Origin of the sequence: Tenacibaculum larymnensis (assembly GCF_028829235.1) — a bacterium.
Taxonomy (GTDB): Bacteria; Bacteroidota; Bacteroidia; order Flavobacteriales; family Flavobacteriaceae; genus Polaribacter; species Polaribacter larymnensis.
Genome location: NZ_JAIWJY010000001.1, coordinates 372,966 through 385,384, shown reverse-complemented (window position 1 = coordinate 385,384; position 12,419 = coordinate 372,966). Strand labels below are relative to the sequence as shown.

Sequence of the window (12,419 nt, the reverse complement as noted above, 5' to 3'; positions counted from 1 at the left end):
AAGATTTTATTCTCAATGGTATTTTACAATTTAAAACAAGCAAAAGCCTGAGTAAAAAACTCAGACTTTTGTTTTTCTTTAATGTTTTTAAAAACTTACTTTTTAAATAATTTAGTTGTAAGTAGTTTTTGTCCATCATTTACCTCTAAAATGTACATTCCAGTATTTAACTTTGAAACGTCTAGATTAGAAGATTTTAAACGACCTTCTTTAACTACTTTCCCAACAGTATTTATAAGTTTATAATTTATTTTTTCTGCTTTTGAAGCTAGTTTTATTTGTATAAAATCTACCGCAGGATTAGGATATGTTAATAAATCTAAGTTTTCTTCATTTCCTATTGCTTCTCCGCTAATATTTGCTGCAAAACCAGTTATTGTAGCTACTGAAGAACCAGAAGAAATATTAACAGTATAATCTTCTACCTCACCATAAGTAAATGTTTCACATGCTGTTTGAGCACTGTTATACTTCATAGAAACTCTAAGTCTTGTAGTTCCTGAAACATTTGATGGAATTGTAAAATCTTCATAAAGCTCACCAGCACTTGAAGAAGAACCATTTAGTACTACTTCAGTGTCTTCAAAAACACCATCTTTATCATAATCAATCCATGCTTTCCAGTACTCAGTATAAGAAGAACTACTAAATCCAGCACTTACATATAATCTATTAGATCCTGGAGCCACATTCATTGTAAGGTTTGTATAATCTTTATAACCACCATCGTTTCCTGTGTTATTGTCAACTCCTCCCATAGAAACTCTATCAATCCATTCGTAAGAAGAATTATTTCCTTGAGAAGCACAATACTCTACTGCTGATACTTCTTTTGTTGTAAATGTTGCTGTATTACTCGATGCTGAAACATTTCCTGCAGCGTCTTTAGCTTTTACTGTAAAATTATACGTTGTATTTGCAGTTAATCCAGTTAAGTTCATTGATGTACCACTAACAGTTCCTGCACTTGTAGCTCCATTAAATACCTCGTAACTAGTTACTCCAACATTATCTGTAGACGCTGTCCAACTTAATGTTGCTGTTGTTTCTTCAACATTAGATGCTGTTACTGAAGAAGGCGCCGTTGGTGCTTCTGTATCTGGTGTAGCATTTGTAATATTAACTGTATAATCTTCTACTTCACCATAAGAGAATGTTGCTTCACAAGCTGTTGGTGTAGCATTATATTTTAATACAATTCTCATTCTAGTAGTTCCTTGAATTGCTGAAGCTGGTACTGTAAACGATGTACTTACAGGAGTATCTTTCGATGCTGCTTTCGTCCAAACTGTTTCTCCAGAATCAGAAAAATCTCCATCTTGATTATAATCAATCCATACTCCATAACCTTCACTGTAAACAGTACCTGTCCATTTAGGAGTAATAGTTATTGTATTAGAATCACCAATAGATAAATCAGTTGAAATTGTAGTGAAATCAGAATATCCTCCACCTCCATCAGAAGTATTATCTATACTTCCTAATTGGACTCTTTCAATATATTCATCAGCAACACTATTTCCTTGTGAAGAACAATAATTAAGTGGTGGTGTTCCTGTTGTTGTTACATTTAATGTTGCTGGTGTTCCTGTTCCGCCTGTTGTACATTTTGCAGCTACAGATACTGTATATTCTGTTCCGCTTAATAATCCTGTAGCGTTAAATGATGTTCCAGATACATTTGTTGTGTTTCCTCCAATGGTTACATCGTAAGAAGCTGCTCCTGAAACTGCCGTCCAAGTTACTGTAAACCCATTATCACCAATATTTGATGAATTTAAGTTTGTTGGTGCTGCTAAAGCACAAGTTTGTACAAACTCTTCTCCTACATTAACTGCATAAAAAGCATTTGTTGTAGAAATTACCTCTTGAGAGTTTGCTCCGTATAAATCTGTAGCAGCTTGAATAGCTCCAGTTCTTGCATCAGCAAAAGTTGAACTTGCTGATAAATAGTTAGCTTCGGTACGATAAGCAATTTTAGCTGCTTTTGTTATACCTATTCCTGTTACATTATAGTTATCACTTGTATCGTTTGTTCCAGATCCACCAACTGATAGTAAATAAAACCATTTATTTAAAACTCCTGAGTTTGTATGAACTCCACAGTAATCATTAAATCTTGTTGGTGTACCACAGTTTGGGTTCTTCCAATAAGTTCCTCCATAAGTATCCGGTTGACCTTGTGACTTTGGATCGTTCATAGAACGTAAAGCAGCAGAACCACTACGTCTGTCTATTTCATCTCCTATTAGCCAAACTGAAAGGTCTGGGTTTAAATCGTTTCCATTTCCTTTTGCAAAATGTTCAACAGCTGCTCCCCAAATATCTGAGAAACCTTCATTTAAAGCTCCTGATTCTCTTTGGTATGCTAAGTTTGCTGTATAAGTACATACCGCATGCCCTATTTCATGGGCAGCAACATCAATAGAAGTTAAGGCATCGAAGTTACCATTTCCTTCTGTTCCATTCGAAGAACCATCTCCATAAGACATTACAGAACCATTCCAAAAGGCATTATCATAGTTAGTATCAACATGTACATAGCTTCTAATTTGAGCTCCACTGTTATCATAACTATTTCTGTTATGTTTTTGTAAAAAATACTCATAGGTCATCATTGCTCCCCAATGAGCATCTAACGCTGCATCATCTTTGTTAGCACTGTGTTCTGCTGTAGTCCAATTATTATCATTATCAGTAAACTGATCGTAATTTGTAACATATGGATATGTAGAACCTGGTGCTTGGTTTTTTGCGTCTCTGGTGTAAATTTTTCTTCCAGAATCACTTAAAATGTAGTTACCTCCACTTAGTGAAGTTTCAATAGTTCTTGTACCACTATAACGAGTTTGTGCAGTACCTGATGCAAACGCTGCTGTTATAGCTTCTGTAGCTTTTTTACTTTTTTTAGCATGTTCGGTAAGTTCACCTACATGACCAAATTCATCTAAATGCTTAATAATAGCATTGTAAAATAATGCTTCTCCTGTGTGAGCATCTATATATAAATAACCTCTGCTAAGTGGTTTTGTAGCAAAGATGTCAAATTTATAAGCTAATCTTGGTTCTTTTTTTCCAATTACCTCTCTAGGAAGAATTAATAACTCCCCTTCAGGTTTTTTATAGTTATCCATTTCTTTAGCCGCATCAGGAAATTCCCATAAATACTTTTCTGCTCCTGTGTGTGATAAAGCTTTTTGAAATGCTTGAGATTTTGATAGCTTAGGAATTACTTTTACTTTTCCAACATCATAAAATTCACCATTCATACTCATTAAAGCACCATTCTTTGCATGTGCTGTATACGTAGCAAACTCTACCTTTATTCCTTTAAATTTTTGTTGAAATTTTTCATGTGTAAAACCTAAATCATCTCTATTTGATTTAATTTTTTGTAAGCCATCATTTTTAAATAGCTTTAATTTTTGTCTAATTAAATCTGGTGCTTTTTGTAAAGACACCTTTGAAGATTTGTTGAACTTAACGTGTTTTAACTCTCTATTTTCTTGGGCGTTTATGGTATAAACTCCTGCGAATAGAAAAGCAGATAAAAACACAGTTCTTGCATAATTGTGTTTCATTTTTGAAGGGTTTAGTTAATTGATTTTAATTAAAAAGCCTGAGAAATAACTCAGGCTTTTGTAAAGTTTATTTTTTAAATACCTTAGTAGTTAGTAGTTTTTGACCATCATTAACTTCTAAAATATACATACCTGTATTTAGTTTAGAAACATCGATGTTCGAAGAATTTAAGCGACCTGCTTTCATTACTCTACCAATTGTATTTACAATTTTATAAGTCATATTATCAGCTCTAGAGGCTAATTTTACTTGTATAAAGTCTACTGCTGGATTAGGATATGTCATCAAGTCTAAACTATTTTCATTTCCTAATCTTTCTGCTTTTACACTAGCTGAAGATTCTTGTCTTGTACTAGAAACAATATTTACTGTATAGTCTTCTACTTCTCCATAAGTAAATGTTTCACAAGCTGTTTGAGCAGCATTATATTTCATAGAAACACGCATTCTTGTTGTTCCTAAAGTTGCTCCTGCAGGAACATCAACTGTAGATGTTAAGTTATTTGCACTTGATGAAGATCCTGTTACAACTTTTTCACTGCTCTCAAATGTTCCATTTTGATTAAAATCAATCCAAACAGCCCAATACTCTGTATATGAAGAACTACTAAATCCTGCACTAATAGTCATTTGGTTTGAACTTCCTACTGCTAAGGTTGCTGTTTTTGAAGTAAAATCAGCATATCCTCCATTATCTCCAGTTGCATTAGTCATTCCTCCTAACTCAACATTATCAATCCATTCATAAGAAGAGTTATTTCCTTTTGAGTCACAGTATGAAACTGAGTTTGATAAAGTTGTTACGTTTATTGCACTACTAGAAGCGGAAACATTTCCTGCTGCATCTTTTGCTCTTACTGAAAAAGTATAAGTAGTTGCTGCTGTTAATCCTGTTACATTCATTGTAGTTCCTGTTACAGAACCAATATTGCTAGTTCCTTGATAAACATCATAACCAGTTACTCCAACGTTATCAGTAGATGCTGACCAGTTTAATGTTAAAGAAGTTTGTGTTACACTAGAAGCTGCTAAGTTTGTTGGCGCTGTTGGTGCTGTTGTATCTGCTGTTCCTGCTCCAATTACTACTGTATAGTCTTCTACTTCTCCATAAGAAAATGAAGCTTCACATGCCGTTGGTGTTGCATTGTATTTTAAAACTATACGCATTCTTGTTGCTCCATCTGTAGCAGAAGCTGGTACTGTAAAAGATGTACTAACTGGTGTATCTTTAGAAGCAGCCTTTGTCCAAACAGTTTCTCCTGAATCAGAAAAATCTCCATCTTGATTATAATCTATCCAAACACCATATCCTTCGTTATATACAGTTCCTGTCCAAGTTGGTGTAATAGTAATAGTATGAGAAGTTCCTTTTGCTAAATTAGTTGAAATTCCTGTATGGTCAGAATAACCATTTCCTCCTCCAGTACTATTATCAATAGTTCCTAATTGTACTCTTCCAATATACTCATCAGAAACACTATTTCCTTTTGAAGAACAATAAGAAATTGTTACTTCAGGAGTTGTAAAAGTTGAAGATGCACTATATGCTGAATTTGAACCATCAGAACATTTACTACGTACTTGTACTTCATATTGAGTAGATGCTGATAATCCGCTTAAAGATGTTGAAGTTCCTGAAACCGCATTAGTTGTCCATGGTGAAGTTCCTGTTTGACGATATCTTACGTCGTATGTAGCTCCTGAAACTGCTGTCCAAGATACTGATGCTCCTGAAGAAGTAATACTAGATACAGTTACACCTGTTGGTACCGTTGCTGTACATGAAGTAGAACCTCCAGTTTTATCTGATAAAGCTAAACTTCTACGTACTCCTCCTGACTCTAAAACAGCACGCATTCTATTTTTTTGACCTAAAGTAAATAGGTTCATACAAGTATCATCAGAGTAATCCATGTAGTTTTCAACCATATCTGCTGATCCACAAGAAGAGTGACTTGAAGCACATCCGTAGTTTGCAGCATCAGATTCTGGAGTATCAGAAACAAAATCGTCAACACCACAACCACCATCACCCCAGATGTGTCTAAGGTTTAAAAAGTGACCTACTTCGTGAGTAGTTGTTCTTCCTTTGTCAAATGGAGATGATAAATAGAAACCTGATCCTTTATCTGAACTACCAAAATATTGTGGACTCATTACAACTCCATCAGTAGCAGCACTACCTCCTGGAAATTGTGCATATCCTAAGATTCCACCACCAATATTACATACCCACATGTTAAGGTATTCTGAAGCATCCCATGGGTCTACTCCTCCTTGTGATGATTTTTTCATTGCATCATTAGTTCCCCATGAAGTTTTAGATGACGACTTTCTTGTAATACCAGTTGTTGGATTACCATTTGGGTCTACTTGAGCTAAATAAAATTCTATTTCTGTATCTGCTGCTTGAGACCATTTATTTGTTTTGTCTGAGTTCGTTCTTCTGTAATCTTCATTTAAAACATCTATTTGTGACTGGATTTGTGCCACACTGATGTTTTCTTGAGAATTACTGTAAATAACGTGTACAACTACTGGAATTTGAATAATACTTCCTACAATTTTTCCTTGGAAGTTCTTCTTTTCTGCAATTCTTTTTTGAGTAAAAGACTCAATTTCTTGCATTTTGCTTTTTAAAGAAGGATTAAGGGATTGTCTGTACTCAAGATTTTCCATTGAGTGACAGTTTCTTTTTTCTTGGGCATACGAAGCACCAACAAAAAATAAGCACAGAAGTGCTAGGGTAATTTTGTTTTTCATTTTTGAAGGGTTTTTAGTTGAATTAATAAAACTTTAAGAGCCTTTTTTGAGCTTAAACCTCAAATAAAAACTCTTAATTATTTGTTAAAACATTGACAAATATATAAAAAAAGATGCTTTTTAGGTAGTTAATTAACTGTTTATGTTTCTTTTACAAAACCAAAACAACCCTTTATCCCAGTTAAACACTAGGTTTTTTAGGAAAGAAAAAAAGATAATCTATTACTACTTACCTATCAAACAGTTAAGATAAATCCGCTTTCTGAAAACGCATAATGGAAATATAAATTGTATTTTTATTAAAATTTTATGATTAATGCTTGAAGTTAAAAACTTAGAAATATCCTTTAAAAACTCTCAGCCTTTAGTTCAACGAGTATCTTTTAGTGTTGAAAAAAATAAAACACTAGGAATCGTAGGAGAGAGTGGTAGCGGTAAATCAATAAGTTCTTTAGCTATTTTAGGGTTACTTCCTAAAACTGCTACGGTGAAAGGTGATCTATTTTTTAACCAACAACCTTTATTAGGTTATAATGAGCAAGATTATCAAAAAATACGAGGTAATGAAATTGCCATGATTTTTCAAGAACCTATGAGTTCTTTAAACCCAACATTAACTTGTGGTTTTCAAGTTGCTGAAATGTTACAGCAACACACACAGTTACCTAATCAAGAAATTAAAGAAGAAGTTATTTCTTTGTTTTCAAAAGTAAAACTTCCCAGACCTGAGGCTATATATAACTCATATCCGCATCAAATAAGCGGCGGACAAAAACAGCGTGTAATGATTGCTATGGCAATTGCTTGTAAACCTCAACTTTTAATTGCTGATGAACCTACTACAGCGTTGGATGTTACTGTACAAAAAGAAATTATTTCTTTATTAAAAGAATTACAACAAGAATTTGAAATGGGAATTATTTTTATTTCTCACGATTTAGCATTAGTTTCTGAAATTGCAGATTCTGTCGTTGTTATGCATAAAGGAAAAATAGTAGAAAAGGGTAGTGCTAACCATGTTTTTTTACATCCGAAGAAAAGTTATACCAAGGCTTTAATCAATTCGAAACCCAATACTAAAAAACGACTAAAAACCCTACCTACAGTTAGTGACTTTATCAACGAAACTATAGATTCTACAATTTATACAGATGAAGAGCGCAATGCTTTTCATCAAAAAATATACAGGCGCCCTCCTTTACTAGAAATTATAAATTTGCATAAAGATTTTATTAGTAATGCTTCATGGTTTTCAAAACCAGCTATTGTGAAAGCAGTCAATGATGTGTCTTTTAAAATTTATGAAGGAGAAACATTAGGACTAGTAGGAGAGAGTGGCTGTGGAAAAACCACTTTAAGCAGAACTATTTTACAACTAGAAAAAGCTACTTCTGGAAGTATTTTATACAAGGGCACTGACATTACGAAACTTTCAAAATCGGCTTTTAAAAAACTCCGAAAAGATATCCAAATAATTTTTCAAGATCCCTTTTCTTCTTTGAATCCGAGAATTACAGTAGGTAACGCGATTTTAGAACCAATGAAGGTTCATCACATACTTAACTCGAACAATGAGCGAAAAGAATATGTGTATAATTTGTTAGAAAAAGTAGGTTTAGAAGCAACTCATTTTGATCGTTATCCACATGAATTTTCTGGAGGACAACGTCAACGTATAGGAATTGCTCGTGCTATTGCTTTACAACCCAAACTAATTATTTGTGATGAATCTGTTTCGGCTCTGGACGTGTCTGTACAAGCTCAAGTGTTAAATTTATTAAACCAATTAAAATCAGAATTTAATTTTACTTATATATTCATTTCTCATGATTTATCTGTCGTAAAATATATGGCCGATCAATTGGTTGTGATGAACAAAGGTAGGGTAGAAGAGATTGCTGATGCAGACGAAATTTACCAACATCCAAAGACAAAATACACCCAAACATTAATCGAAGCTATTCCAAAAGGGCTATGACTTTTTTCACTGCGTTATTAATGGTATATTGCACCGTTAAAAACGAAAAGAGAGAATATGAAGATTATAGTACCAATGGCTGGAATTGGGTCTCGTTTAAGACCTCATACATTAACAACTCCTAAGCCATTAACAGTTATTGCTGGTAAATCAATTGTACAGCGATTAGTGGAAGATATTACTTCTGTTGTAGACCAACCTATAGAGGAAATCGCTTTTATAATTGGACCTGCTGCAAAAGGATTTCCTGCAGATACAAAAGATAAATTAATAAAAATAGCAGAAGACTTAGGTGCAAAAGGTTCTGTATACGTACAAGAAGAAGCATTAGGAACTGCACACGCTATTTACTGTGCTAAAGAATCATTAGGTGGTTCTTGCGTTGTCGCTTTTGCTGATACATTATTTAAGGCTGACTTTACCTTAGACGCTAATGCTGATGGAGCTATTTGGGTGAAGCAAGTAGAAGATCCAAGCGCTTTTGGTGTGGTAAAATTAAAAGACGGTTTTATTACTGATTTTGTTGAAAAACCTAAAGAATTTGTCTCAGATTTAGCAATTATTGGTATTTATTACTTTAAAGATGCTGACAAGTTACTTGAAGAAATAAAATACTTAATTGATAACGATATCAGACCTTCTGGTGAATATCAATTAACTGAAGCTCTTGAAGCTTTAAAAGTAAAAGGAGCTAAGTTTATTCCTGGTAAAGTAAATACTTGGATGGATTGTGGTAAAAAAGACCCAACCGTAGATACTAACAAGCAAGTTTTAGGTTTTGAACAAGCTGATGGCAACAATTTAGTGTCTGAAGACGTTGTATTAGAGAACGCTGAAATTATTCAGCCATGTTATGTTGGAAAAAATGTAGTGTTGAAAAACACTAAAATAGGACCTTTTGTTTCAATTGGAGAAAATAGTGTTGTTGAAAACTCAACAATAACAAACTCTTTAATTCAAACAAACGTGCATATTTCAAATGCCAATTTAGATAATGCAATGATTGGTAACCACGCAAAATACAATGCTAATTATACATCGGTAAGTATAGGTGATTATACAGAGCTTACATAAAATCTCAATAGAAAAGAGAAGAGAGAAGAGAGAGAAAATTATTTTTTCTAAAGTGATACTGTCTTTTTTCTTTCTTCTTTTTTCTTTCTTTCTAAACGCTCAAGATAGTATTCCTGCATCAGTTAATACAGCTGAGAAAAACAATATAGAGTTTCAACAACATTTTTTTAAAGCACTTTCAGACAAAGCTATTTTTAACTATCAAAAAGCTATACAAGGTCTAGAAAAGTGTAACAGAATACTTCCAAATAACAAAGCTGTTTTATTTGAACTTTCTAAAAACTATGAAAAGTTAGGCAGAAACCCTGAAGCTTTAACCTATATTGATTTAGCTTTAGAATTGGAACCCAATAATGTTTGGATGCTTGAACACAAAGTTTTTACTTTAAGAAAGTTAGCTAATTTTTCTGATGCCATTATTGCTCAACAAAAAATAGCTGCTACGCACCCTAAGAAAAAACAATTACTTGTTTTTTTACATTTACAAAACAAAGATCTTACGTCTGCCAAAAAAGTATTGGCTGAATTAAAAGAAGCTAAATTATTAAACAGTAGACTTCGTTCTATTGAAAGAAAAATAAATGCTCGAAAAACAACTGAAGAACAACCAACAAAAATTACTGAGAACCTTAGCCCTAAATCGCTTTTCGAAAAAGAAAAGTCCTATAAAAATTTAAAAGCTTTATTAGATAAGTTAGCTACTGATAATGATGCTGACTTGTTAAAATACAGTGAACAAGGTTTATCACTTTTTCCTGCGCAACCTTTCGTGTATTTAATGAATGGAAAAGCGTTTAATAACAATAAAGATTATAAAAAAGCATTAGAAACCTTACAAAACGGCATTGATTTTGTTATTGATAATAATGAAATAGAAGCCAAGTTTTACTTAGAAATGTCTAAAGCTTACCAAGGGTTGAATAATATTAAAAAAGCCAATTCTTATAAAAACAAAGCTGAAAAGATTTTAAAATAAGTTTCGTTAGTACAAATTTTATGAAATATACCACCTTATTAGTTATATTATTTTTAGGATTAACCTCTTGTAAATCTACCAAAAACGTTACTGGTGATGTCGCTATTAAAGAATTGTCGGCACGCAAAGTAGCTAAGAAACATATTGCTACAAGTTTTGACAAAAAAACGGTAGATGCTCGTTTAAAAGTTAATTACAAAAACAATAAAGAAAGTTTAGGTTTTTCAGTACGAATGAAAATAAAAAAAGATGAAGTTATTTGGTTAAAAGGAACCAAAATCATTTCTATTTTTAAAGCTAAAATCACTCCAACAAAAGTTCAGTTTTACTCTCCATATGAAAAGAGTTATTTTGATGGAGATTTTATGATGCTAAAAAAACTATTAGGAACTGATATTAACTTTCAACAATTACAAAGCATGTTATTGGGTGAAGCTTTAATGGATGTAAAATCTGAGCGTCAAGAAGTTCAAATTCAAGAAAAATCATATCAGTTATCTCCTAAAAAACAACCTGTTTTATTCGATTTGTTTTTCTACATAAACCCTAAACACTTTAAGCTAAATAAGCAGTTAATTGTAAACTCGTTGAAAGATCAACGTTTAGATATTAGTTACCCAAAATATCATAAGAAAAACACTACTTTTTTCCCTGAGAAAATTAACATAAAAGCTAAAGAAAAAAATAAATTTACTATTATTGATATTACTACACGCTCAGTAGAATACGATACTAAACTAAATGTAAGTTTTAATATTCCTAACGGATACAAAGAAATTCAATTATAATTATGAAGTACCCTGTTTTTTACATCTCTTTTTTATGCCTGTTTTTTGTAGGAATTTCTTCTTTTGCTCAAAGTAGGAAAGAGCTAGAAAATAGGCGAAAGAAACTAAAAAATGAAATAGAGCAGGTTAATAATCTTTTGTTTAAAACAAAGAAAAAAAAGAGCAGTGCTTTAGATGATTTAAAAGACCTAAACCAAAAAATAGGTGTTAGAGAACGCTTAATAGAAACTATTGAGTTAGAAACCAAATTACTTTCAAAAGAAATCAAATCTAACGAGCAACAATTAAAAAAATACAACGACGAACTAGCTGAATTAAAAAATGACTACCGAGATATGGTAGTTAAATCTTATAAAAGTAAATCGCAACAGAGTAAAACCATGTTTTTATTGTCTTCTGAAAGCTTTTACCAAGCCTATAAGCGCTTAAAGTACATGCAACAGTACAAAGACTACAGAAAAAAGCAAGGAGAAGAAATTATCGTAAAAGCTAAAGAGGTAGAGCAATTAAACGATTCGCTAACTGCTCAAAAAAAATCAAAAGAAGCTTTGCTTTCTGACGAGAAAAGTCAGAAAAAAGAAATTGAAGACGATAAGAAAAACCAAGAAAAACTCATCTCTAAAATTAAAAAAGAAGAGAATAAATACAAAAGTGACTTACAAAAGAAACAACGAGAAGAAAAAAGAATTGCTGCCAGAATTGATAAGTTAATTAGAGATGCTATTGCCAAAGCAAATAAGGGTAAAAAAACAACAAAAGGTAAAACCAAAAGCTCTGGTTTTATTTTAAATGCCGAAGAAAAAGCTTTACTTGCTAACTTTGAACAAAATAGGGGTAATTTACCGTGGCCAGTTAAAGGTGTTATTACACGAAAATATGGAGTTCAACCACACCCTACATTTCCTGGAATTAGCATCAACAGTCACGGGTTATATATTGCAACCAAAGCAAATACCGATGTAAAAAGTATTTTTAACGGAAAAGTTTTGGTTATTCAATTACACTCTGATGGAAGAAAATCAGTTTTAGTACAACACGGTAACTATATTTCTGCCTACAATAAGTTAAAAGAAGTTTATGTAAAAAAAGGTGATGCTGTTAAAACTGGCGACAAACTAGGAAAAGTATTTACTAACAAAGTAACAGGTAAAACACAGCTTAGTTTTATGTTGTATAAAGACCGAAATCGATTAAATCCTGCACAATGGATTCGCTCATAACACCATAACAAGAACATTAATAAATTTTATTTTTAAAT

The 12,419-nt window shown here is 32.5% G+C and carries 7 protein-coding genes; 5 read left to right on the top strand and 2 right to left on the bottom strand.

What is annotated here, in order from left to right:
• Positions 1-95 precede the first annotated feature (95 nt).
• The gene (locus LCI24_RS01805) at positions 96-3,581 is read right to left on the bottom strand and encodes a M4 family metallopeptidase (protein WP_274638885.1); all 3,486 of its coding nucleotides are present in this window, start codon (positions 3,579-3,581) and stop codon (positions 96-98) included.
• Between the two features lie 67 nt (positions 3,582-3,648).
• Positions 3,649-6,345, bottom strand: coding sequence for a GEVED domain-containing protein (locus LCI24_RS01800; RefSeq protein ID WP_274638884.1), 2,697 nt, complete (start codon positions 6,343-6,345; stop codon positions 3,649-3,651).
• A gap of 316 nt (positions 6,346-6,661) precedes the next feature.
• Here LCI24_RS01800 and LCI24_RS01795 point away from each other — a divergent pair, with 316 nt between their 5' ends.
• From LCI24_RS01795 to LCI24_RS01775, 5 genes are read left to right on the top strand one after another with little or no spacing between them, the layout of a single operon-like run.
• Entirely contained in the window at positions 6,662-8,323 is a 1,662-nt protein-coding gene (locus LCI24_RS01795; protein WP_274638883.1) for an ABC transporter ATP-binding protein, read from the top strand.
• 57 nt (positions 8,324-8,380) lie between these two features.
• Positions 8,381-9,397, top strand: coding sequence for a sugar nucleotidyltransferase (locus LCI24_RS01790; protein ID WP_274638882.1), 1,017 nt, complete (start codon positions 8,381-8,383; stop codon positions 9,395-9,397).
• Positions 9,375-10,373 carry a tetratricopeptide repeat protein gene (locus LCI24_RS01785; protein WP_274638881.1) on the top strand — a complete coding sequence of 333 codons (999 nt, stop codon included), beginning with the start codon at positions 9,375-9,377 and terminating at the stop codon, positions 10,371-10,373. Before LCI24_RS01790 ends, LCI24_RS01785 begins: the two co-directional genes overlap by 23 nt.
• A gap of 20 nt (positions 10,374-10,393) precedes the next feature.
• Positions 10,394-11,161 carry a lipoprotein insertase outer membrane protein LolB1 gene (gene lolB1, locus LCI24_RS01780; protein WP_274638880.1) on the top strand — a complete coding sequence of 256 codons (768 nt, stop codon included), beginning with the start codon at positions 10,394-10,396 and terminating at the stop codon, positions 11,159-11,161.
• A gap of 2 nt (positions 11,162-11,163) precedes the next feature.
• A complete protein-coding gene (locus LCI24_RS01775; protein WP_274638879.1) occupies positions 11,164-12,381 on the top strand; it encodes a murein hydrolase activator EnvC family protein in 1,218 nt (405 codons plus the stop codon).
• Positions 12,382-12,419: the final 38 nt, after the last annotated feature.